Here is a 22,855-nt window from a genome sequence, read left to right on the forward strand (position 1 = left end):
CTCATGATCCATATCATCACTGGCAGCACCTTAGGAGGCGCTGAATATGTCGCCGATCATCTCAACGATCTACTGCAAGAGCAAGGTTATACTACGACTATCCACAACCAACCCAACTTAAGTGAACTCCCCGCACAAGGGACTTGGCTCATTGTCACCTCCACGCATGGAGCGGGTGACTACCCAGACAATATCCAACCTTTTATCGCTTCTTTGCAATCAACACCACCGAATACGAGCGAGTTAAAATATGCCGTGGTAGCACTTGGCGATTCAAGCTATGACACGTTTTGCGCAGCAGGTAAGCATGCATATCAACTGCTTGAGGATATAGGTGCAACGCCAATTAGCGACTGTTTCACCATAGATATATTAGAATATTCCGTTCCTGAAGATGCCGCTGAAGTATGGCTCAAACAGCACATCGAACAATTCTAGCGAATGGCATAAAGTCACCAAGCGGCCTGTGAGCCGCTTTTTTTGTACCCTTAAGCTCTGTGTATAACTGTCTCAATACTCGCCATAGAAAAGTTAAGTCCATTTTAAATATTTTAATGTGTATAACTATGCTGTTATTCGGTGATTAACCTATAGTTATCCAATTAATAACTTATGCATTTCACGACCCTGTGCATAACTGGCCTTTTTGATCCCAGCTAATACACGATTAGATCATGTCAGGATCACAGCTTGTGATCCTCTTAAAAACCATGATCTTGTTGATCATTTATCGGTTATCCACAGATATGCTCGATCCTAATAATAGATCTAATAAAAGATCTCTATATAGATCTTATATATTATTAACTTACCAAGTTCAGATTAAAAAAGCAGAAAAGCGATTTTCTAGCCAGTGGAAAGCAGGTAGAATACGCCTCTTTTGTCAGTCCATGCTTCATTGAATACCTGAGGTCGGTTCATGCTTTATCACGAAAAATTTGACGTCATTGTGGTCGGTGGTGGCCATGCTGGAACGGAAGCCGCTCTCGCTGCAGCTCGTACTGGTCAAAGTACGCTATTGCTTACCCATAACATTGAGACTCTAGGACAGATGTCGTGCAATCCTGCGATTGGCGGAATTGGTAAAGGACATCTGGTTAAAGAAGTCGATGCCATGGGCGGTTTAATGGCACAAGCGATTGATCATGCAGGTATTCAATTTAGAACACTCAATGCCTCAAAAGGGCCAGCGGTTCGAGCGACTCGAGCCCAAGCAGATCGTGCGCTTTACAAATCGTATGTGCGTGATGTGCTTGAAAACACGCCAAACTTAACTTTGTTCCAACAAGCGGTCGATGATCTTATCGTTGAAAATGATCGTGTAATGGGCGTTGTGACTCAAATGGGCCTCAAATTCCACGCCAAAGCGGTGGTGTTGACGGTAGGCACCTTCCTTGGTGGAAAGATCCACATTGGTCTTGAAAACTTCTCAGGAGGCCGCGCAGGAGATCCTCCATCGATCGCATTAGCGCAACGTTTACGTGAACTGCCGTTTCGAGTCGATCGTTTAAAAACGGGTACGCCACCAAGGATCGATGCGCGCAGCGTGGACTTCTCAGTGTTAGAAACACAACACGGTGACAACCCAACGCCTGTTTTTTCCTTCATGGGACAACGTGAACAGCATCCACGTCAAATACCATGCTACATCACGCATACCAACGATAAAACGCATGATGTGATCCGTGCCAATCTTGATCGTAGTCCGATGTACGCAGGAGTCATCGAAGGTATCGGCCCACGCTACTGTCCATCGATCGAAGACAAAGTCATGCGTTTTGCCGACAAAAATAGCCATCAAATTTTTATCGAGCCTGAAGGTTTGACCACGACAGAACTCTACCCTAACGGTATTTCCACCAGCTTACCGTTTGATGTACAAGTGCAGATCGTTCGCTCAATGAAAGGGTTTGAAAACGCACATATTGTTCGTCCGGGTTACGCCATCGAGTACGATTTTTTCAATCCACAAGATTTAAAACAAACCTATGAAACCAAATTCATCAGTGGTTTGTTCTTTGCTGGTCAAATCAACGGCACCACCGGATACGAAGAAGCGGCAGCGCAAGGGTTAATGGCTGGTTTGAATGCAAGCTTATTTAGCCAAGAAAAAGAAGGCTGGAGTCCACGCCGTGATCAAGCTTACATGGGCGTGTTGATCGATGATCTTTCCACTATGGGTACCAAAGAACCTTATCGTATGTTTACCTCTCGCGCTGAATATCGCTTACTGCTACGCGAAGATAATGCCGATTTGCGTTTAACCGAAAAAGCCAGAGAGTTAGGTTTAGTCGATGATGCGCGCTGGGCGCGTTTTAATCAAAAAATGGAAAACATGGAAATCGAGCGTCAACGTTTGAAACAAACGTGGATGAACCCGAACTCCGTTGGTGTTGATGCACTGAATGCGTTGCTCAAAACACCCATGTCTCGTGAAGCAAGTGGTGAAGATTTACTACGTCGACCTGAAATCACCTATCAACAGCTCACGTCGCTTGAGTCATTTGCACCAGCATTGAACGATAGTGAAGCGGCTGAGCAAGTTGAAATTCAAATCAAATACGATGGTTATATTCAGCGTCAGCAAGATGAGATCGACAAATCATTGCGCCATGAGCACACTAAATTGCCGCTGGATCTTGACTATAAACAGGTCAAAGGCTTGTCCAACGAAGTGATCCTTAAGCTTAACAATGCCAAACCTGAAACGGTTGGTATTGCCTCTCGTATTTCTGGTATTACACCAGCTGCTATTTCTATCTTATTGGTTTATTTGAAAAAGCAAGGTGTACTGAAGAAAGGGGAAGACGCCGCATGAGCGAGTTAAGAACGCGTCTCGATGATTTAATTGGTCAAACCGATCTCGAGGTCAATGAGCAGCAACGTAGCCAATTAGTCGGTTACGTGGAACTGCTGAATAAATGGAACAAAGCCTACAATCTCACCTCAGTGCGCGATCCTATGGATATGTTGGTGAAACATATTTTAGATAGTATAGTGGTAAGTCCTCACTTACAGGGTGAGCGTTTTATCGACGTTGGTACTGGGCCTGGTTTACCTGGAATACCTCTCGCTATCATGAATCCTGATAAAACCTTTTACTTACTCGATAGTTTAGGTAAGCGCATTCGTTTTATTAAACAAGTTCTGCATGAGCTTGGTATTAAAAATGTGACCACGATTCAAAGTCGAGTCGAAGAGTTTCAGCCTGAAGTAAAATTTGATGGCGTACTGAGCCGTGCGTTTGCTTCAATGCTCGATATGGTGGAATGGTGTCACCATTTACCAAAAGAAACATCGGGCCGATTTTTAGCCCTGAAAGGACAACGGCCAGATGAGGAAATAGCCACACTACCTGAGTGGTGTTCTGTGACTGATGTCAAAGCTTTGAAAGTTCCTGAGTTGGAAGGTGACCGTCATCTTGTAATCTTATCTCGCAAGGGATAACAGCGAGGCATACCGTGGGCAAAATCGTAGCAATCGCCAACCAGAAAGGTGGCGTAGGAAAAACAACAACGTGCATTAACTTAGCGGCCTCTATGGCGGCGACTAAGCGTAAAGTTTTAGTGATCGATCTCGACCCACAAGGCAATGCAACGATGGCCAGTGGTGTTGATAAGTATCAAGTAGATGCAACCGCGTACGAATTGTTGGTCGAAGACACCCCTTTTGATGAAGTCGTGTGTCGCAAAACAACGGGACACTACGATTTGATTGCGGCAAACGGAGACGTGACAGCCGCTGAAATCAAATTAATGGAAGTCTTTGCTCGCGAAGTGCGTTTGAAAAATGCCCTCGCGCCAGTTCGTGATAACTATGATTTCATCTTTATTGATTGTCCTCCTTCTTTAAATCTTCTTACAATCAACGCCATGGCCGCAGCGGATTCTGTGTTAGTGCCAATGCAATGTGAGTATTTTGCATTAGAAGGTTTAACGGCGTTAATGGATACCATCAGCAAGTTAGCCGCGGTAGTCAACGAAAACCTGAAAATCGAAGGGTTACTTCGAACGATGTACGATCCGCGTAATCGCCTAGCCAATGAAGTATCCGATCAACTGAAAAAGCACTTTGGAAACAAAGTCTATCGCACCGTTATTCCTCGTAATGTCCGTCTTGCTGAAGCGCCAAGTTATGGCAAACCAGCAATGTACTACGACAAGTATTCAGCTGGAGCAAAAGCGTATCTCGCCTTAGCTGGCGAAATGCTTCGTCGAGAAGAAATACCCGCATAATCTCAACTAAAGGAATTCGTCTACATGACTAAACGTGGTTTAGGAAAAGGATTGGATGCATTGCTCGCAACCAGTTCTCTTGCTCGTGAAAAGGAGCAAGCCGCCTCACATAGCCAAGCACTCTCTTCTGATGGCGAATTAATGGATATTGCGGTATCAAATTTGAAACCTGGCATGTATCAACCACGTAAAGATATGTCGGCAGAAGCGTTGGAAGAGCTATCTGCGTCTATCCAATCGCAAGGTATTATCCAGCCGATCGTAGTAAGACGTTTAGAGCTTGGCGGCTATGAAATTATTGCAGGTGAACGCCGTTGGCGCGCTGCAAAACAAGCAGGTTTAAAGCAAGTGCCCTGTTTGATCAAAAATGTCCAAGATCGCGCTGCGATTGCGATGGCACTGATAGAAAATATTCAACGCGAAGATTTGAATGCGATTGAAGAAGCACAAGCTTTAGAGCGGTTGCAAGACGAATTTAAGCTCACTCACCAACAGGTGGCTGATGTGATTGGTAAATCACGCACTACCGTGAGTAACTTATTACGCTTAAATCAATTGGCGGATGGCGTGAAGCGTTTAGTGGAAACCAAGCAGCTTGAAATGGGCCATGCACGAGCATTATTGATGCTCGAAGGCGATCAACAAATTGAAATTGCACAACGTGTGGCCGCAAAACAGCTGACCGTGAGACAAACTGAGCAATTAGTGAAAAAGTGTCTAACACAGCCTTCTGAGGACGGATCGGCATCGGAAGACTTAGATGCACAACAAATGTCACAAAGATTGAGTGAAATGTTAGGGGCTAAAGTGTCGATCATTCGTTCAAAAGGTGGCAAAGCCAAAATGACGATTAGTCTTGATGAGCCTCACAAATTAGAGCAACTAATTGCCAAGCTAGAAAGCTAAATGAGATAATTGATTTAAGTCAATTATGCAAAAAACGTTTTTTTATTTGAAAGTTGTCGGTTTGTAAACAAAATTGTAACTTTTTGCTGTCTTTCAATTGCAATCAGTTCGACTCACCGTATAATTTTCGCCAATTTCCCAGCCCTATGTTGTAGATGAGCTGAGGATATTATTAGAGGTACGAATACATGGTAGCTGCGTTGGCTAGACCAGGACGAGAGCTTGCTAAGCGATTGTTAATGATCCAGTCTGGCGCGGTTATTTTTGTGGCGGCAGGAATGGCGGTAGCTGTAAATGCTGAATGGGGCTTTTCTGCGCTGATTGGGGGTGGCATCTTTGTCATTGCCAATGCGGTTTTTGCGCTGTGTGCTTTTATGTTTAGTGGAGCTCGTGCTGCGAAGCAAGTCGCGGCCTCTTTCTACACTGGCGAAGTACTCAAGATCCTCATCACAGTTGCACTGTTCTGTGTTGCCTACATGTATATGCAGGTGGAACTCGTTCCCCTCAAACTAACCTATTTGCTGGCTCTAGGTATTAATATCTGTGCGCCAGTGCTATTCATTAACAACAAAAAATAGGATGAGTTATGGCTGCGCCAGGTGAAGCGCTAACATCGTCCGGATACATTGAACACCACTTGACGAACCTCTCTCTTGCGAAGATTTCTGAGCATTACGATTTGGGGCTGTCAATTAGTGAGACGAGTTTCTGGAACGTACATATCGATAGCCTGTTTTTTTCCTTGTTTACTGGCTTAATATTCCTATGGATATTTCGCTCTGTAGCAAAGAAAGCAACAGCGGGTGTACCCGGTAAGCTGCAGTGTTTTGTTGAAATATTGGTAGAATTTGTCGATCAAAACGTCAAAGACACCTTTCATGGACGCAATCCACTTATAGCACCGCTGGCACTGACTATCTTTTGTTGGGTATTGTTAATGAACATCATGGACTTAGTGCCCATCGATTTCTTACCGTATCCAGCACAACATTGGCTTGGTATCCCTTATCTAAAAGTGGTTCCGTCAGCTGATGTGAATATCACCATGGCTATGGCTCTAGGCGTATTTGCTCTGATGATTTACTACAGCATCAAAGTGAAAGGCCTAGGTGGTTTTGCGAAAGAATTAGCTCTACATCCATTCAATCACTGGACCATGATTCCGTTTAACCTACTTATTGAAGTGGTATCGTTACTTGCGAAACCTCTCTCACTCGGTATGCGTCTATTCGGTAACATGTTCGCAGGTGAGGTGGTATTTATTCTTATCGCAGCGATGCTACCATGGTGGCTACAATGGATGGGTTCACTACCGTGGGCGATTTTCCATATTCTGGTAATTCTGATTCAATCTTTCGTGTTCATGATGCTGACTATTGTTTATCTATCAATGGCACACGAAGATAGTGATCATTAATTTTTTAAAGCTTTTTATTTGGGCACATAAGCCAACAACTATAAATTGGAGATAGTAATGGAAACTTTACTGAGCTTTTCTGCAATCGCCGTAGGTATTATCGTCGGTCTTGCTTCTCTTGGTACAGCGATTGGTTTCGCACTTCTAGGCGGTAAATTCCTTGAAGGTGCTGCTCGTCAACCAGAAATGGCTCCTATGCTACAAGTTAAGATGTTCATCATCGCGGGTCTACTTGATGCGGTTCCTATGATCGGTATCGTAATTGCGCTTCTATTCACTTTCGCGAACCCATTTGTTGGTCAACTAGGTTAATCAACCGATCACACAAATTGATGATTTGTCGTTGATTAATACTTTTCGTTGGTGAACAAATAGAGGGGTAGCTGTTGTGAATATGAACGCAACTCTGCTAGGTCAAGCAATCGCGTTTGCACTGTTTGTGTGGTTCTGCATGAAATATGTATGGCCGCCAATCATGAATGCGATCGAAGAACGTCAGAAGAAAATTGCTGACGGTCTTTCAGCCGCTGAGCGTGCTGCTAAAAACTTGGATCTAGCACAAGCCAACGCTTCTGAACAAATGAAAGAAGCGAAGCGCACTGCAACTGAGGTCATCGAACAGGCAAATAAACGTAAAGCTCAAATTTTAGACGAAGCACGTGAGGAAGCTCAGGCAGAACGCCAGAAAATCCTTGCTCAAGCGGAAGCTGAACTTGAATCTGAACGTAACCGTGCCCGCGATGAGCTGCGTAAACAAGTTGCAACTCTGGCTGTAGCTGGTGCTGAGAAAATCCTTGAGCGTTCTATCGATAAAGATGCGCACAAAGATATTCTCGACAACATTACTGCAAGACTTTAAGGATGGGGGCGCTTTATGTCTGATTTGACTACAATTGCACGCCCCTATGCTAAAGCAGCATTCGATTTTGCGGTAGAGAAAAAGCAACTTGACCAATGGGGTCAGATGTTAGCTTTTGCTGCCGAGGTCGCAAAGAACGAGCAAATGAAAGAGCTACTAACGGGCTCTGTTTCGGCTGAGAAATTAGCGGAAATTTTCATCGCAATTTGTGGCGAACAGTTTGATGTTTATGGCCAGAACCTGTTAAAGGTGATGGCTGAGAATGGCCGATTAAAGGCTCTTCCTGATGTTAGTGAACAGTTCTTTGCTCTGAAACAAGAGCATGAGAAGCAGATGGATGTTGAAGTGATTTCAGCAACTGAGCTTTCTGATGAACAGCTTGTCAATATCAGCACCAAACTTGAGCAGCGTCTTGAACGCAAAGTTCAGCTGAATTGCAGTATAGATGAGACCCTACTTGGTGGGGTTATAATTCGAGCCGGAGACCTTGTCATCGATAACTCAGCCCGCGGTCGTTTAAACCGCCTGAGCGATGCATTACAGTCTTGATGGGGATTGGAGCATGCAACTTAATTCCACGGAAATTAGCGATCTAATTAAACAACGTATCGAATCTTTCGACGTTGTTAGTGAAGCTCGCAATGAAGGTACTATCGTATCGGTAAGCGATGGTATCATTCGCATTCACGGCCTAGCGGACGTGATGCAAGGTGAAATGATTGAATTACCGAGTGGCCGTTATGCACTTGCACTTAACCTTGAGCGTGACTCGGTTGGTGCGGTTGTCATGGGCCCATATGCTGACCTTAAGGAAGGCATGAAAGTAACAGGTTCTGGTCGTATTCTTGAAGTGCCAGTTGGTCCTGAATTGTTAGGTCGCGTAGTGAATACACTCGGTCAGCCTATCGATGGTAAAGGTCCTATCGAAGCGAAATTGTCTTCACCTGTTGAAATGATTGCACCTGGTGTAATCGACCGTAAATCAGTCGATCAACCAGTACAAACCGGCTATAAGTCAGTTGACTCTATGATCCCAATCGGTCGTGGCCAACGTGAACTTATCATCGGTGACCGTCAAACTGGTAAAACAGCAATGGCGATCGACGCAATTATTAACCAAAAAGATTCAGGTATTTACTCTATCTATGTTGCGATTGGCCAAAAAGCCTCAACTATCGCTAACGTAGTACGCAAATTAGAAGAGCACGGCGCGCTTGCAAACACAGTTGTGGTTGTTGCATCGGCTTCTGAGTCCGCGGCATTGCAATACCTTGCGCCATATGCAGGTTGTGCAATGGGTGAATACTTCCGCGATCGCGGTGAAGATGCACTGATTGTTTATGATGACTTATCTAAACAAGCGGTTGCTTACCGTCAGATCTCACTACTACTCAAACGCCCACCAGGCCGTGAAGCATTCCCAGGTGACGTTTTCTATCTCCACTCTCGTCTACTTGAGCGTGCTGCTCGTGTCAGCGAAGGGTATGTAGAACGTTTCACTAAGGGTGAAGTGAAAGGTAAAACCGGTTCTTTAACCGCGCTACCTATCATTGAAACACAAGCGGGTGACGTTTCAGCATTCGTACCGACTAACGTAATCTCGATTACCGATGGTCAGATCTTCCTACAAACTGAACTATTCAACGCGGGTGTTCGCCCAGCCGTTGACCCTGGTATTTCAGTATCTCGTGTAGGTGGTGCCGCTCAGACGAAAATCATCAAGAAACTGTCAGGTGGTATCCGTACCGCGCTTGCACAGTACCGCGAACTTGCTGCATTTGCTCAGTTCTCGTCAGATCTTGATGAAGCGACGAAGAGACAGCTAAACCATGGTCAGAAAGTAACAGAGCTGATGAAGCAGAAACAATATGCTCCGATGTCTGTGTTTGACCAAGCGTTGGTTATCTTTGCGGCAGAGCGTGGTTATTTAAATGATGTTGCGTTGAATAAACTGGCTGATTTTGAATCTGCTCTACTGTCGTATGCTCGTGGTCAATATGTTGATCTTGTAAAAGATATCGACAAATCGGGTGCTTATAACGATGAAATCGAAGCTCAGTTCAAGAAACTGGTTGACGATTTCAAGGCAACCCAGACCTGGTAATTGGTGGGTGACCTTAGGGTCACCACTGACCAATAACGGATTACCTTAAAAGAGAGTAAAACGATGGCCGGCGCAAAAGAGATACGTAATAAAATCGGTAGTGTTAAAAGCACGCAGAAAATTACGAAAGCGATGGAAATGGTAGCAGCTTCAAAAATGCGTCGTTCGCAAGACGGCATGGAAGCTTCTCGTCCATACGCTGAAACAATGCGTAAAGTGATCGGTCATGTGGCGAGTGCAAATCTAGAATATCGTCATCCTTATCTAGAAGAGCGCGAAGCCAAACGTGTTGGTTACATCATTATTTCAACAGACCGTGGTTTGTGTGGTGGTTTGAACGTGAACTTGTTCAAAAAAGCTCTACATGACATGAAAGATTGGTCGGAGAAAGGTGCTGAGGTTGAGCTGGCAATTGTGGGCTCAAAGGCAACGGCTTTCTTTAGAAACAGTGGCGCTAAAGTCGCTGCTCAAGTCTCTGGTTTGGGCGATAGCCCAACCTTGGAAGATTTGATCGGTTCCGTTGGTGTTATGCTGAAGAAATATGATGCAGGTGAGTTGGATCGCCTATACGTAGTGTTCAACAAATTTGTGAATACTATGGTTCAAGAACCAACGATCGATCAATTACTACCTTTGCCTAGATCGAATAGCGAAGAGATGAAACGCGAACATTCTTGGGACTACATCTATGAGCCTGAACCAAAGCCTCTACTCGATGCACTATTGCTGCGTTATGTAGAGTCTCAGGTTTATCAGGGTGTGGTTGAGAATCTTGCTTGTGAGCAAGCTGCTCGAATGATTGCGATGAAAGCAGCTACCGATAACGCAAGCAACTTGATTGATGATTTACAGCTTGTGTATAACAAAGCCCGTCAGGCGGCGATTACACAAGAACTATCGGAAATCGTTTCTGGTGCAGCAGCGGTTTAAGCTTAGGTAAAACAAACAGTTTAGAGGATTAACGATGGCTACAGGTAAGATCGTACAGATCATCGGTGCGGTAGTCGACGTAGAGTTCCCACAGGGCGAAGTACCAAGTGTTTACGATGCTCTGAATGTTGTGGATTCAAAAGAACGTCTCGTTCTTGAAGTTCAACAGCAGCTTGGCGGTGGCGTGATTCGCGCAATCGTAATGGGTAGCTCTGATGGTTTACGTCGTGGTTTGGTAGTTGAAAATACTGGCGCTCCAATTTCAGTACCAGTCGGTATTAAGACTTTAGGTCGTATCATGAACGTGCTTGGTGATGCGATTGATGAGCGTGGTGAAATCGGTGCGGAAGAGCTTTACTCTATCCACCGTCCAGCTCCAAGCTATGAAGAGCAATCAAACGAAACTGCTCTTCTTGAAACCGGTGTAAAAGTAATCGATTTGGTTTGTCCATTCTCTAAGGGTGGTAAAATCGGTCTATTTGGTGGTGCAGGTGTAGGTAAGACCGTTAACATGATGGAGCTTATCAACAACATCGCACTGCAACACTCAGGTCTTTCAGTATTTGCGGGTGTTGGTGAACGTACTCGTGAAGGTAACGATTTCTACTATGAGATGCAGGAAGCAGGTGTTGTAAACATCGAAGAGCCTGAAAAATCAAAAGTAGCGATGGTTTACGGACAGATGAACGAGCCACCAGGCAACCGTCTACGTGTTGCACTGACGGGTTTGACAATGGCAGAACGTTTCCGTGACGAAGGTCGGGACGTACTTCTGTTCATCGATAACATCTACCGTTACACGCTTGCCGGTACGGAAGTATCAGCACTGCTAGGTCGTATGCCTTCAGCGGTAGGTTACCAACCTACTCTTGCAGAAGAGATGGGTGTGCTTCAGGAGCGTATTACGTCAACTAAGCAAGGTTCTATCACGTCTGTACAGGCGGTATATGTACCAGCAGATGACTTGACGGACCCGTCTCCAGCCACAACGTTCGCGCACTTGGATGCAACGGTTGTACTTAACCGTAACATCGCAGCAATGGGCCTATACCCAGCGATCGACCCACTCGATTCAACGTCTCGTCAGCTAGACCCACTCGTCGTAGGTCAAGAGCACTACGACATCGCTCGTGGCGTTCAGCAGACGCTTCAGCGCTACAAAGAGCTGAAAGACATCATTGCGATCTTGGGTATGGACGAGTTGTCTGAATCGGATAAGCAAGTTGTATCACGTGCACGTAAGATTGAACGTTTTCTAACTCAGCCTTATCACGTAGCTGAAGTATTTACAGGTGACCCTGGTGTTTACGTACCTCTAAAAGAGACGCTACGTGGCTTCAAAGGTCTTCTATCTGGTGAATACGATGACATTCCAGAGCAAGCGTTTATGTACTGCGGTACTATCGACGATGCGATTGAGAATGCTAAGAAGCTATAAGGCTAACTAGGAGGCGATATGGCAGCAATAACCTTTCACCTAGACGTCGTCAGTGCAGAGAAGAAAATCTTCTCTGGCCAAGTCGAAACGTTTCAGGTGACCGGTAGCGAAGGTGAACTGGGAATTTTCCACGGTCACACACCGCTGCTGACCGCTATTAAGCCTGGTATGGTGCGTATCGTTAAGCTACACGGCCACGAAGAAATTATTTATGTTTCGGGTGGTATTGTCGAAGTGCAACCGGGTACTGCTACAGTACTGGCTGATACGGCAATTCGTGGTGAAGAACTAGACGCAGCTAAGGCAGAAGAAGCCAAACGCAAAGCTGAAGAGAATATTTCAAATCAGCATGGCGATATGAACTTCGCACAAGCGGCCAGTGAACTGGCTAAAGCCATGGCTCAGTTACGAGTTATCGAGCTGACCAAAAAACGTCGTTAATGTGTTTTATAATTAAGACGTGATGTAAAAAGGCGACCTATAGGTCGCCTTTTTGCTTATTTTTTAACAGAAAATTATGTAGTTAAATTAACTATCTCTTTAATTACCGCTAAAATGCGGCTTAACTTTTTTAACGGTCAATAGGTTGTCAATGAAATTTAGCGCAGTGATCCTCGCAGCAGGTAAAGGTACTCGAATGTATTCTAATATGCCTAAAGTGCTGCACAAACTGGCGGGTAAGCCAATGGTGAAACACGTAATTGATACGTGCAATAGCTTAGGTGCCCAAAATATCCACTTGGTTTATGGTCATGGTGGTGAGCAAATGCAGCAAGCGCTTGCCGAAGAGTCGGTTAACTGGGTGCTGCAAGCGGATCAATTAGGAACTGGCCATGCCGTTGATCAAGCCTCGCCTCATTTCCAAGACGATGAGAAGATCCTCGTGTTGTACGGTGATGTTCCATTGATCTCGGAAGAAACCGTGGAAAGCTTGTTAGATGCACAGCCTAATGATGGAATAGCCTTGCTGACAGTGGTACTGGATAACCCAACCGGTTATGGCCGTATCGTGCGTAAGCATGGCCCTGTGGTGGCAATTGTTGAACAAAAAGATGCCACTGATGAGCAAAAGTTAATTAAAGAGATCAATACGGGCGTGATGGTGGCAACGGGGCGCGATCTCAAGCGCTGGTTGTCAGGCTTAAGTAATGAGAACGCACAAGGCGAATATTATCTGACAGATGTTATCGCTGCAGCGCACAATGAAGGCCGCGCAGTTGAGGCTGTTCATCCTGCAAGCTCTATTGAAGTGGAAGGGGTAAATGATCGCGCTCAACTGGCTCGTTTAGAGCGTGCTTATCAAGCAACACAAGCGAAAAAGCTATTAGAACAAGGTGTGATGCTACGCGATCCTACGCGTTTTGATCTGCGTGGTGAATTACAGTGTGGGATGGATGTTGAGATTGATGCAAACGTCATCATCGAAGGAAATGTCTCTTTGGGTGATAACGTAATTATCGGCATGGGTTGCGTGCTTAAAGATTGCGAAATTGATGACAACACAGTGATCCGCCCATACAGTGTCATTGAAGGGGCAACCGTTGCAGAAAACTGTACCGTTGGGCCTTTTACCCGTTTACGTCCTGGTGCTGAACTGCGTAATGATGCACACGTGGGTAATTTCGTAGAAGTAAAAAATACTCGTTTGGGTGAAGGTTCAAAAGCCAATCACTTAACTTATCTTGGTGATGCTGAAATTGGCCAGCGTGTTAATGTCGGAGCTGGCGTTATTACTTGTAATTACGATGGTGTCAATAAATTCAAAACCACAATTGGTGATGATGTGTTTGTCGGTTCAGACAGCCAGTTGATTGCTCCTGTAACGATCGCCAATGGTGCAACGATTGGTGCTGGCACTACGCTAAGCAGTAACGTTGCTGAAGGTGAGTTAGTCATCACTCGCGCGAAAGAGCGAAAAATCAATGGTTGGAAGCGTCCTGTTAAGCGTAGCTAACAAATGAACGATTAAAAAGCCGCTTATAATGAGCGGCTTTTTATCAGTTCTTATTAAAAGACTTACTCTTCATCGCTGACTACGCGTGCATTATCTGGTGCGGTGAAGTGTTGAGAAAGTTCGCGGTTCGAGACGATATAACCAATCCATAGCCCGCCCATACAAATCATAATTGCAATACCCGTCACCATTTGTGCTTGGCTGGCCAACGTTGCGACCAATGCGCTGGCTAAACTACTAACGCAGATTTGTAAGCTATTTTGTAAACCCGCTGCAGTGGCTGGGCTTTGTTTGGCACTCGATAGTGCGCGGTTCACCACGATAGGGTAAAGCGCTCCGTTGGCAACTGCTATTAAGCAAAACGGTGCCAAAATTGGCCAAATTGAGGTCAGTTGCCACTGTGATGCAATGAATACTAATAAAGTGGCAACGCTGAAGAGGCCAATCAACTGCTTGAGCACTTTTTCGTCACCAAATTTATTCACTCCCACCTTACCTAAGTAGCCACCAACCATGAAAGCGATCGTTTGAGGAATAAAACTCAAACCGATATCTTTAGCGGCATAACCAAGGCGTGCCATAATCTCTGGCATCCCAGTCAAGTAGGCAAAGAAGGCCGCAGAAGCACAAGCAAACATCATCACATTACCCAAGTAGGTTTTAGTGCTGAGCAGAGCTTTGATATCTTGCTTAATTGAGGTTTGTTTGGGTTGTGATTGTTCATTTTTTTGAGCAAAAGTACAGGCTACAAGCGCAACGCCCATTAATGTCAATGCCACAAAAATACTGTGCCAACCAAAGTTATCGGCCAGTAAGACGCCTAATTGAGGTGCAAGCGCGGGTGAAAGCGCGACCAAAGGCATGATGGTGGCGAATATTTGCTGGCTTGTTTTAGCTGGGTAGCGTTGAATTACCATTGCTTGCCAGATCACTGCGGGAGCACACACCCCTAAAGCTTGCACAAAGCGCAACGCTAATAATTGCCACACCTGCTCGCTAAAAGCTAAACCAAATGATGCCAATGTGAAGAGAACTAGGCCAGCCGCTAAAGTGTTACGGTGACCATATTTATCGGAAGCTAAGCCCCACACCAGTTGACCTAATGCCATGCCGACCAGAAAAACGGTGAGAGACAAGGCTATTTGCTCTGGCCCTGTGGCAAAGTCCATTTCCATCGCTTTAAAGGCAGGGAGGTACATGTCTGTGGCAATGAAGCCAAGCATAGAGAGCGCGGCTAAGTACAGCAACTGTAATTTTGATGCTTTCATTTTTATTACCATTCAAAAAAATTAATCAATATTTGGCCAGCATTAATCTATGCCAACCTTAATTTATCTACTCATCTATTCTATTTTTCGTTTAATATTAAATGAAACGCTAAATTTGTTGGTTATTCATCAAAAAAATTGAAGGCTTATGTTTTCTAAATCCTCATTAGAAATGCTTGATACTGTCGCACGGTTGGGTAGTTTTACCGCCGCTGCGGAAGTTTTGCATAAAGTGCCGTCAGCGATCAGCTACGGCGTTCGCCAAGTCGAACAAGATTTGGATGTGCTGCTGTTTCGCCGTTTACCTAGAAAGGTGGAACTGACGCCCGCTGGTGAGCTGTTTATGGTGGAGGCTCGCCAATTGCTTAGGCAGATGGAAGAGATTCGTTCACAAACTAAACGCGCGGCGCATGGTTGGCAGAAAACGCTAAAATTGACGCTTGATAACGTGGTTAAACTCGACAAAATGAAACCGCTGGTGGAAGATTTTTATCGCACGTTTGAGTTTGCTGAGCTGCAAATCAACATGGAAGTGTTTAATGGCTCATGGGAAGCTATTGCGCAAGGTCGAGCTGACATTGTGATTGGTGCAACCTCTGCGATTCCTGTCGGTGGTGATTTTGAAGTGCGTGACATGGGTGTGTTGGATTGGGCATTTGTAATGTCTCCTCGTCACCCTTGTGCTCAAGAGCCCTATTTAACCGAAGATTTTGTCAGTCAGTTCCCGGCGATTTGTTTGGATGACACGTCAAGTGTATTACCCAAGCGACATACGGATCACTACCCGCAGCAACGGCGTTTACTTTTACCGAATTGGTATAGTGCGATTGAATGCTTAAAAAATGAAGTCGGTGTGGGCTACATGCCAAGACACATTGCACAACCTTTGATTGTTGATGGTGGGTTGGTTGAACGGGTTCTCACCGTTGATAAACTGCTTAGTCAATGCTGTTTAGTATGGCGCAAAGATGATAATCATAAATTGATCGAGTGGATGGTAAATTATCTGGGCAGTAGCGATCAACTTTATCGTGATTGGCTTCAAGCTAAATAACCTAATAAGAAGAGCCAGCAGTGCTGGCTCTTAAAAGATTCTTCAGTGAGAAGAAAAACAGAATGGTTATGGGCGCTCAAAAATAGTCGCAATGCCTTGGCCTAAACCAATGCACATCGTTGCTAGACCATATTTGGCGTCTTTCGCTTCCATCAAGTTAATCAATGTAGTTGAGATGCGCGTGCCAGAACACCCGAGAGGGTGACCCAGTGCGATCGCCCCTCCGTTTAGGTTAACCTTCTCATCCACTACATCGAGCAAACCAAGATCTTTCGCGCAAGGTAGAGATTGAGCTGCAAATGCTTCGTTTAACTCAATCACATCCATATCTTGCATGGTGAGGCCTGCACGCTGTAGCGCTTTATGGGTAGCCGGAACTGGCCCATAACCCATAATTGAAGGATCGCAACCAGCGACGGCCATTGATTTCACACGCGCGCGAATCTTTAAGCCAAGCGCATTGGCTTTCTCTTCGCTCATGATCAACATCGCCGATGCGCCATCGGACAGAGCCGATGAGGTGCCTGCCGTTACAGTACCATTGGCTGGGTCAAAAACAGGACGCAACTGTGCTAGCCCCTCAACAGTGGTTTCCGGGCGGATCACTTCATCAAAATCGAGCGTGAACAGAGTACCATCTTCGGCATGAGCTTCAGTGGGGAGGATTTCATTTTTGAAGCGGCCTTCAACGGTTGCTGCGTAAGCGCGTTGATGCGAACGAGCGGCAAAGGCATCTTGTTGCTCACGGCTAATGCCGTGTATTTTACCTAACATCTCAGCCGTTAACCCCATCATCCCCGCAGCTTTGGCAACGGTTTTTGACATGCCAGGATGGAAATCAACGCCATGGTTCATCGGTACGTGTCCCATATGCTCAACGCCGCCCACAAGGCAGATTTCAGCATCACCAACCATAATGGCGCGGGTGGCATCATGCAGTGCTTGCATTGATGAACCACATAAACGGTTAACGGTGACGGCACCAATTTCAATCGGCAAGCCAGCCAACAGTGCCGCATTACGCGCGACGTTAAAGCCTTGTTCTAAGGTTTGTTGCACACAACCCCAGTAGATATCTTCGATCTCTTTTGGGTTGACTTGTGGATTACGGGCTAAAATGCCTTTCATCAGATGTGCAGATAAATCTTCCGCACGAGTATGACGAAATGCCCCACCTTTTGAACGACCCATCGGGGTGCGTAGGCAATCAACAATTACGACATTTCTCTTATGTGAAGTCATTTGGACATCTCTCCTTAGATAGAACTTGCTTGTTGAGTACCGTAGAAGGTCTCGCCTTTTTCTGCCATATCAAGCAGCAGTTGAGGTACATGATACATCGCGCCCAATGCTTGGTATTGGCTTGCCATTGCAACGTAGTTTTGTAAGCCAAGACTATCGAGATAGCGGAATACGCCGCCTCTAAAAGGAGGGAACCCCAAGCCGTACACCAACGCCATATCCGCTTCTTGGGGTGAAGCGATGATCTTCTCTTCTAAACAGAGTGCCACTTCATTGATCATCGGAATCATCATGCGCTCAATGATGGTTTGATCATCAAAAGTACGTTTATCACCACATTCTACGTTAAGAACAGTGAGAACCTCTTCAGAGAAAGTTTTCTTCGGTTTGCCTTTCTTATCTAAAGTGTATTGATAGAAACCGCTGCCATTTTTCTGGCCATATTTATTGGCGTCAAACAGTGCATCAATAGCATCGCGGCCCTGTTTACCCATACGTTCGGGGAAACCTTGTGCCATTACTGCTTGTGCATGGTGAGCGGTATCAATACCGACCACATCTAGAAGATAAGCAGGGCCCATTGGCCAACCAAACTTACGCTCCATCACTTTATCGATTTGAGTGAAATCAGCGCCATCGCGCAGTAATAAACTAAAGCCACCAAAGTAAGGGAAAAGTACGCGGTTTACGAAGAACCCAGGGCAGTCATTGACCACGATGGGGGATTTACCCATTTTGGCCGCGTAAGCGACAACTCGATTGATGGTTTCATCGGAAGTGTGTTCACCACGAATAATTTCCACCAATGGCATACGATGTACTGGGTTAAAAAAGTGCATACCACAGAAGTTTTCTGGACGTTTGAGTGATTTGGCCAGTAGGTTGATTGGAATGGTTGAGGTGTTCGAGGTGATAACCGCATCCTCACCAACATTGGCTTCGACTTCACTTAGTACCGCGGCTTTGATTTTCGGGTTTTCAACCACAGCTTCAACAATTACATCCGCTTGCTCAATCCCCGCATAATGCAGGCTAGGCGTAATCGATGCCAGCACACTTGCCATTTTAAAACCATCAATTTTTCCGCGCTCTAGCTGCTTGTTGAGTAACTTAGATGCCTCTGTCATACCTAAATTAAGGGACGATTGAGCAATATCTTTCATCAAAACAGGCACGCCCTTTACTGCCGATTGATAAGCAATGCCGCCGCCCATGATACCCGCACCAAGTACAGCCGCTCGTCCGGTTTCTTTATTGGCTGATTTAGCCGCTTTTTTTGCCAGTGCTTTAATATATTGGTCGTTGAGGAATAAACCGACCAAGGATTTCGCCGCTTCAGAATGAGCGAGCTTAACGAAGTGTCTACGCTCAATGGCCAATGCTTCATCACGGCTACAGCGCGCGGCTTCTTCTATTGCAATAACAGCGGTTATTGGCGCTGGATAATGAGGTCCGGCATGCTGTGCAACCAAGCCTTTGGCCATGGTGAAGCTCATCATGGCTTCTAATTTGCTGAGTGTCAGCGCGGACATTTTTTGCTGGCGACGCATTTTCCAATCAACGGTTTCATTGATGGCCGATGTGATGGTTTTGAGTGCTGACTCAAGCAGTTTGTCGCTATCAACAATCGCATCGAGCAGCCCAATTTTAAGGGCTTCTTCAGCACGACATGCTTTGCCTTGAGTGATCACTTCCATAGCATTGTCGGCACCAATTACACGAGGCAGACGCACACAGCCACCGAACCCCGGCATAATACCAAGCTTTGTTTCCGGTAATCCTATGCTGGTGGTCGCGTCACCAATACGGAAATCGGTAGCGAGTACACACTCACATCCACCGCCTAGCGCGTGCCCTGTTAAAGCGGCTAGTGTCGGAACGGGTAGATCTTCTAGTTTGTTGAAAATGCTATTGGCAAATTGCAGCCATTGGTCGAGTTCTTGCGCAGGTTTAGCAAAGAGACCTAAAAACTCAGTGATATCAGCCCCGACAATAAAAGATTCTTTATCGGAAGTAAGAATAAGGCCTTTCAGTCCTTGGTGGGCTTTTAGGGCATCAAGTGCATGGTTGAGCGATTCAAGAGTGGCAAGGTCAAGTTTGTTCACTGACTCCTTGGAGCAGAAACGCAACTCCGCAATACCATCTTGTAATTCCTTTACCTGTAGGGTGTTGGCTTGGTAAATCATTGTCTATCTCCGTGACATACAACCTTAAGATCGTGTGTGAGAGTTTTTGTTGTATTAATGGTTCTGGTTTGACCAGTCGGTTTAGTTTGACCTGAGGATTGTTTAATTTCAATACATTTTTTAAACAACTGTTTAACATTGAGTGCGAATGGAGATCAGCGCTGCTTTTTTAAGTGCACGTGTTACACTCTTGCCATCCGCTCGATCTATGATTTCACATGAACGAACAACCTTATTTAATTCCAGCGCTGCCCACCCAATTTGAAGAGGAAATCAAAAAAAGCCTCTTTATTACCTATTTGGCCCATACTCCGAGTGTAGATGCTGCCAAAGCCTTCGTTGCGCAAATAAAGACAAAACATAGCGACGCCAGACATAACTGCTGGGGCTTTGTTGCCGGACGACCGGAAGATTCGATGTTGTGGGGTTTTAGTGATGATGGTGAGCCATCAGGGACGGCGGGCAAACCGATATTGGCGCAGCTAGCCGGATCGAGTGTCGGGGAGTTAACGGCCGTCGTCACTCGTTATTATGGTGGGATTCGTCTTGGCACTGGTGGGTTAGTTAAAGCTTATGGTGGCGGAGTACAACAAGCACTCAAGCAGCTTCAAACTATTGAGAAAAAAATCACCACAAAATTATCCCTAACGTTAGACTACGGTTTTGTGCCGATTGCTCAATCCATCATCGCGCAGTATGAAGCATTAGAAGTCGAAGCCGATTATAAAGAACAGGTTAAATTTCTTGTTGAGATAGAATTGCGCCATCTTGATGCCTTTACTCAAACTATCATTAATAAAAGCGGTGCAAAAGCTGTAGTGACCGCCATAAAAAATAATTAGGAAGTCAGAAGCTTCGCTTCAGAAAAAGCAATGCAAATTCGATCTATTATTCGTATCGTCGGGCTTTTGCTCGCGCTATTTAGTGTCTCTATGCTTGCCCCTGCGCTGGTGGCTTTGCTGTACCGCGATGGTGCAGGTGTGCCTTTTGTCACGACCTTTTTTGTATTGTTGATGTGTGGCGGTTTTTTTTGGTTTCCAAACCGCCGCTATCGACATGAATTGAAAGCCAGAGACGGTTTTTTGATCGTTGTACTGTTTTGGACGGTTATCGGTAGTGCAGGTTCATTACCGTTTTGGTTGGCGGATAATCCCAATGTATCGGTGACTGATGCGTTTTTTGAATCATTTTCAGCATTAACCACCACCGGAGCAACCGTCATTGTTGGGTTAGATGAATTACCTAAAGCGATTTTGTTCTATCGGCAGTTTTTACAATGGTTTGGTGGCATGGGGATCATCGTTCTAGCGGTGGCCATTTTGCCAGTATTGGGAATTGGGGGAATGCAGTTATATCGAGCGGAAATTCCAGGCCCGGTCAAAGATACTAAAGTCACTCCAAGAATCGCCGAAACCGCCAAAGCACTTTGGTACATCTATTTAAGCTTAACGATTGCCTGCGCAACGGCTTTTTGGGCAGCAGGGATGACCCTATTTGATGCGATTTGTCATAGCTTCTCTACGATCGCTATTGGTGGGTTTTCGACTCATGATGCAAGCATGGGGTATTTTGACAGTTATGCGATCAATTTAATTACGGTTGTTTTTTTGCTCATTTCGGCCTGTAATTTTACGCTCCACTACGCGGCGTTTGCGACAGGTGGTGTTCATCCAAAATATTATCTTAAAGATCCAGAGTTTAGAGCTTTCGCTCTTATACAAGTTATTTTGTTTGCGGTTTGCTTTTCGATTTTACTCAAACACCATTCTTACGACTCTTTTTATGACGCTTTTGATCAGGCGCTATTTCAAACGGTATCCATTTCGACTACGGCAGGCTTTACCACTACGGGTTTTGCAGATTGGCCGTTATTCTTACCTGTATTATTGCTGTTTTCTTCATTTATAGGTGGGTGTGCTGGCTCTACGGGCGGTGGCATGAAAGTGATCCGTATCTTATTGCTTACCTTACAAGGTGCTCGTGAGATGAAACGCCTTATCCACCCAAGAGCCGTGTATACGATTAAGGTGGGCGGAAGTGCTCTTTCACAGCGAGTTGTTGACGCGGTTTGGGGATTTTTCTCAGCGTACGCACTGGTCTTCGTGGCGTGTATGTTGGCATTGATCGCAACAGGAATGGATGAACTGAGTGCATTTTCTGCCGTCGCTGCAACATTGAATAACTTAGGGCCTGGATTGGGTCAAGTCTCCGTACACTTTGCGGATGTTAATGACAGTGCAAAATGGGTATTGGTTGTTTCGATGCTCTTTGGTCGCTTAGAAATTTTTACACTATTAATACTGCTTACCCCTACGTTTTGGCGCAGTTAAGGATATCCCGTGCAAAAAGCTCTTTTTCTCTATTCTTCCCGTGAAGGTCAAACCAAGAAAATTCTTAACTATATAAAAGAGGAACTTTCTGAGTTTGATTGCGAACTTGCCGATTTACATCAAATTGAGGATATTGATTTAGCTCTTTACGATCGAGTCTTAATTGGTGCTTCTATTCGCTACGGACATTTAAATAAAAAACTTTATCAATTTATAGAAAAACATGCAGAGCAATTAGCACTCGCTAAAGCGGCGTTCTTTTGTGTCAACTTAACTGCAAGAAAAGAAGCGCAGGGTAAAGATACTCCAGAAGGAAGTGTCTATATTAAAACCTTTCTCAGTAAATCAGCATGGCAACCAAAGCTAATCGGAGTTTTCGCTGGTGCTCTTTACTATCCACGTTATCACTTTTTCGATAAGGTGATGATTCGTTTCATCATGTCATTGACTGGCGGTGAAACTGACACCTCAAAAGAAGTTGAGTACACAAACTGGCAAAAAGTATCTCTTTTTAGTGATAACTTTAAAAAATTGTAAATAAAAAGTCGATTTTTAGCGTCTTTTGGCTTTTTTCTGTTCGAACAAATAGAAAATCAAAAAAAACAGCAAAAAGGGGTTGCCAACGTGACGGCGATCTCTATAATGCCGCCTCACTGACACGGCACAGCCAGTAAGGGTTCAAGCCTAACGAGCAGTCAATCAGTAGGTCAAATCGGTAAGACGAAATAATTTAATAAAGTGTTTGACACTTTCCATTATCTCGCTAGAATGGCCGCCTCTTCAAAGGAAGCCTCGGCAACCCAGCGAAGAACGCTCTTTAACAATATAAACCTATCAATCTGTGTGGGCACTCGTTGATGATAATCAAAAAAGATTTATCAATGAACTGAGTGACCAATCAGAATCAAGTTTACTTGATTTTGGCACAGTCA

General features: G+C 45.1%; 22 protein-coding genes. 19 read left to right on the top strand and 3 right to left on the bottom strand.

Annotated features, from left to right (window positions below; genetic code table 11):
- The first annotated feature begins 3 nt into the window (after positions 1 to 3).
- The 15 genes from mioC (at position 4) to glmU (ending at position 13,843) form a co-directional block, all read left to right on the top strand.
- Positions 4 to 438: an FMN-binding protein MioC gene (gene mioC, locus AACV20_RS01330; protein ID WP_013855584.1), complete on the top strand. Its 435-nt coding sequence runs from the start codon at positions 4 to 6 to the stop codon at positions 436 to 438.
- Positions 439 to 919: 481 nt separating this feature from the next.
- Entirely contained in the window at positions 920 to 2,818 is a 1,899-nt protein-coding gene (gene mnmG, locus AACV20_RS01335; RefSeq protein ID WP_010319957.1) for a tRNA uridine-5-carboxymethylaminomethyl(34) synthesis enzyme MnmG, read from the top strand.
- Positions 2,815 to 3,447 carry a 16S rRNA (guanine(527)-N(7))-methyltransferase RsmG gene (gene rsmG, locus AACV20_RS01340; RefSeq protein ID WP_010319958.1) on the top strand — a complete coding sequence of 211 codons (633 nt, stop codon included), beginning with the start codon at positions 2,815 to 2,817 and terminating at the stop codon, positions 3,445 to 3,447. The genes mnmG and rsmG overlap by 4 nt, the downstream gene beginning before the upstream one ends.
- Before the next feature lie 14 nt (positions 3,448 to 3,461).
- Positions 3,462 to 4,235 carry a ParA family protein gene (locus AACV20_RS01345; RefSeq protein ID WP_013855586.1) on the top strand — a complete coding sequence of 258 codons (774 nt, stop codon included), beginning with the start codon at positions 3,462 to 3,464 and terminating at the stop codon, positions 4,233 to 4,235.
- Between the two features lie 24 nt (positions 4,236 to 4,259).
- On the top strand, positions 4,260 to 5,141 hold the full coding sequence (locus AACV20_RS01350; protein WP_017044113.1) for a ParB/RepB/Spo0J family partition protein: 882 nt from the start codon (positions 4,260 to 4,262) through the stop codon (positions 5,139 to 5,141).
- A gap of 188 nt (positions 5,142 to 5,329) precedes the next feature.
- Complete coding sequence (locus AACV20_RS01355) at positions 5,330 to 5,719, top strand: F0F1 ATP synthase subunit I (RefSeq protein WP_013855588.1); 390 nt, start codon at positions 5,330 to 5,332, stop codon at positions 5,717 to 5,719.
- A gap of 8 nt (positions 5,720 to 5,727) precedes the next feature.
- The gene (gene atpB, locus AACV20_RS01360) at positions 5,728 to 6,558 is read left to right on the top strand and encodes a F0F1 ATP synthase subunit A (RefSeq protein ID WP_013855589.1); all 831 of its coding nucleotides are present in this window, start codon (positions 5,728 to 5,730) and stop codon (positions 6,556 to 6,558) included.
- A 57-nt stretch (positions 6,559 to 6,615) separates the two neighbouring features.
- Complete coding sequence (gene atpE, locus AACV20_RS01365; RefSeq protein WP_002540812.1) at positions 6,616 to 6,870, top strand: F0F1 ATP synthase subunit C; 255 nt, start codon at positions 6,616 to 6,618, stop codon at positions 6,868 to 6,870.
- A gap of 76 nt (positions 6,871 to 6,946) precedes the next feature.
- Entirely contained in the window at positions 6,947 to 7,417 is a 471-nt protein-coding gene (gene atpF / locus AACV20_RS01370) for a F0F1 ATP synthase subunit B (RefSeq protein ID WP_013855591.1), read from the top strand.
- Between the two features lie 15 nt (positions 7,418 to 7,432).
- Positions 7,433 to 7,966, top strand: coding sequence for a F0F1 ATP synthase subunit delta (atpH, locus tag AACV20_RS01375; RefSeq protein WP_013855592.1), 534 nt, complete (start codon positions 7,433 to 7,435; stop codon positions 7,964 to 7,966).
- 13 nt (positions 7,967 to 7,979) lie between these two features.
- Entirely contained in the window at positions 7,980 to 9,521 is a 1,542-nt protein-coding gene (gene atpA / locus AACV20_RS01380; RefSeq protein WP_170907829.1) for a F0F1 ATP synthase subunit alpha, read from the top strand.
- Positions 9,522 to 9,584: 63 nt separating this feature from the next.
- The gene (atpG, locus tag AACV20_RS01385) at positions 9,585 to 10,451 is read left to right on the top strand and encodes a F0F1 ATP synthase subunit gamma (protein WP_013855594.1); all 867 of its coding nucleotides are present in this window, start codon (positions 9,585 to 9,587) and stop codon (positions 10,449 to 10,451) included.
- A 34-nt stretch (positions 10,452 to 10,485) separates the two neighbouring features.
- Entirely contained in the window at positions 10,486 to 11,889 is a 1,404-nt protein-coding gene (gene atpD, locus AACV20_RS01390) for a F0F1 ATP synthase subunit beta (protein ID WP_010319968.1), read from the top strand.
- 18 nt (positions 11,890 to 11,907) lie between these two features.
- Positions 11,908 to 12,330, top strand: a complete 423-nt coding sequence (locus AACV20_RS01395; RefSeq protein ID WP_013855597.1) for a F0F1 ATP synthase subunit epsilon — start codon at positions 11,908 to 11,910, stop codon at positions 12,328 to 12,330.
- A 151-nt stretch (positions 12,331 to 12,481) separates the two neighbouring features.
- The gene (gene glmU, locus AACV20_RS01400; protein ID WP_026028518.1) at positions 12,482 to 13,843 is read left to right on the top strand and encodes a bifunctional UDP-N-acetylglucosamine diphosphorylase/glucosamine-1-phosphate N-acetyltransferase GlmU; all 1,362 of its coding nucleotides are present in this window, start codon (positions 12,482 to 12,484) and stop codon (positions 13,841 to 13,843) included.
- Between the two features lie 62 nt (positions 13,844 to 13,905).
- Here the strand turns inward: glmU and punC are convergent, their stop codons facing one another.
- Positions 13,906 to 15,111 (bottom strand): purine nucleoside transporter PunC, encoded by a 1,206-nt coding sequence (gene punC / locus AACV20_RS01405; RefSeq protein ID WP_170907830.1) that lies wholly within the window; start codon positions 15,109 to 15,111, stop codon positions 13,906 to 13,908.
- A 148-nt stretch (positions 15,112 to 15,259) separates the two neighbouring features.
- Here punC and punR point away from each other — a divergent pair, with 148 nt between their 5' ends.
- Entirely contained in the window at positions 15,260 to 16,165 is a 906-nt protein-coding gene (punR, locus tag AACV20_RS01410) for a DNA-binding transcriptional activator PunR (RefSeq protein WP_094147384.1), read from the top strand.
- A 66-nt stretch (positions 16,166 to 16,231) separates the two neighbouring features.
- On the opposite strand, the gene fadA is transcribed toward punR, so the two are convergent.
- Entirely contained in the window at positions 16,232 to 17,407 is a 1,176-nt protein-coding gene (fadA, locus tag AACV20_RS01415; protein WP_047688049.1) for an acetyl-CoA C-acyltransferase FadA, read from the bottom strand.
- A 14-nt stretch (positions 17,408 to 17,421) separates the two neighbouring features.
- Positions 17,422 to 19,593, bottom strand: coding sequence for a fatty acid oxidation complex subunit alpha FadB (gene fadB / locus AACV20_RS01420; protein ID WP_094127394.1), 2,172 nt, complete (start codon positions 19,591 to 19,593; stop codon positions 17,422 to 17,424).
- A 218-nt stretch (positions 19,594 to 19,811) separates the two neighbouring features.
- On the opposite strand from fadB, the gene AACV20_RS01425 reads away from it, so the two are divergent.
- Genes AACV20_RS01425 through hemG form a run of 3 tightly spaced genes read left to right on the top strand, consistent with a single transcriptional unit; the run spans position 19,812 to position 22,460 of the window.
- A complete protein-coding gene (locus AACV20_RS01425; protein WP_013855603.1) occupies positions 19,812 to 20,435 on the top strand; it encodes a YigZ family protein in 624 nt (207 codons plus the stop codon).
- Positions 20,436 to 20,465: 30 nt separating this feature from the next.
- Positions 20,466 to 21,923 (top strand): TrkH family potassium uptake protein, encoded by a 1,458-nt coding sequence (locus tag AACV20_RS01430; RefSeq protein WP_017046377.1) that lies wholly within the window; start codon positions 20,466 to 20,468, stop codon positions 21,921 to 21,923.
- 9 nt (positions 21,924 to 21,932) lie between these two features.
- Complete coding sequence (hemG, locus tag AACV20_RS01435; protein WP_013855605.1) at positions 21,933 to 22,460, top strand: menaquinone-dependent protoporphyrinogen IX dehydrogenase; 528 nt, start codon at positions 21,933 to 21,935, stop codon at positions 22,458 to 22,460.
- The last annotated feature ends 395 nt before the right edge of the window (positions 22,461 to 22,855 follow it).

It is taken from the genome of Vibrio sp. B4-6, from assembly GCF_963888245.1.
Classification (GTDB): Bacteria; Pseudomonadota; Gammaproteobacteria; order Enterobacterales; family Vibrionaceae; genus Vibrio; species Vibrio anguillarum.

Excerpts from the sequence above, each read along its gene's own strand:
- mioC (WP_013855584.1), top strand. The coding sequence starts at position 4 with ATGATCCATATCATCACTGGCAGCACCTTAGGAGGCGCTGAATATGTC.
- mnmG (WP_010319957.1), top strand. The coding sequence starts at position 920 with ATGCTTTATCACGAAAAATTTGACGTCATTGTGGTCGGTGGTGGCCAT.
- rsmG (WP_010319958.1), top strand. The coding sequence starts at position 2,815 with ATGAGCGAGTTAAGAACGCGTCTCGATGATTTAATTGGTCAAACCGAT.
- AACV20_RS01350 (WP_017044113.1), top strand. The coding sequence starts at position 4,260 with ATGACTAAACGTGGTTTAGGAAAAGGATTGGATGCATTGCTCGCAACC.
- AACV20_RS01355 (WP_013855588.1), top strand. The coding sequence starts at position 5,330 with ATGGTAGCTGCGTTGGCTAGACCAGGACGAGAGCTTGCTAAGCGATTG.
- atpB (WP_013855589.1), top strand. The coding sequence starts at position 5,728 with ATGGCTGCGCCAGGTGAAGCGCTAACATCGTCCGGATACATTGAACAC.
- atpE (WP_002540812.1), top strand. The coding sequence starts at position 6,616 with ATGGAAACTTTACTGAGCTTTTCTGCAATCGCCGTAGGTATTATCGTC.
- atpH (WP_013855592.1), top strand. The coding sequence starts at position 7,433 with ATGTCTGATTTGACTACAATTGCACGCCCCTATGCTAAAGCAGCATTC.
- atpA (WP_170907829.1), top strand. The coding sequence starts at position 7,980 with ATGCAACTTAATTCCACGGAAATTAGCGATCTAATTAAACAACGTATC.
- atpG (WP_013855594.1), top strand. The coding sequence starts at position 9,585 with ATGGCCGGCGCAAAAGAGATACGTAATAAAATCGGTAGTGTTAAAAGC.
- atpD (WP_010319968.1), top strand. The coding sequence starts at position 10,486 with ATGGCTACAGGTAAGATCGTACAGATCATCGGTGCGGTAGTCGACGTA.
- AACV20_RS01395 (WP_013855597.1), top strand. The coding sequence starts at position 11,908 with ATGGCAGCAATAACCTTTCACCTAGACGTCGTCAGTGCAGAGAAGAAA.
- glmU (WP_026028518.1), top strand. The coding sequence starts at position 12,482 with ATGAAATTTAGCGCAGTGATCCTCGCAGCAGGTAAAGGTACTCGAATG.
- punC (WP_170907830.1), bottom strand. The coding sequence starts at position 15,111 with ATGAAAGCATCAAAATTACAGTTGCTGTACTTAGCCGCGCTCTCTATG.
- punR (WP_094147384.1), top strand. The coding sequence starts at position 15,260 with ATGTTTTCTAAATCCTCATTAGAAATGCTTGATACTGTCGCACGGTTG.
- fadA (WP_047688049.1), bottom strand. The coding sequence starts at position 17,407 with ATGACTTCACATAAGAGAAATGTCGTAATTGTTGATTGCCTACGCACC.
- fadB (WP_094127394.1), bottom strand. The coding sequence starts at position 19,593 with ATGATTTACCAAGCCAACACCCTACAGGTAAAGGAATTACAAGATGGT.
- AACV20_RS01425 (WP_013855603.1), top strand. The coding sequence starts at position 19,812 with ATGAACGAACAACCTTATTTAATTCCAGCGCTGCCCACCCAATTTGAA.
- AACV20_RS01430 (WP_017046377.1), top strand. The coding sequence starts at position 20,466 with ATGCAAATTCGATCTATTATTCGTATCGTCGGGCTTTTGCTCGCGCTA.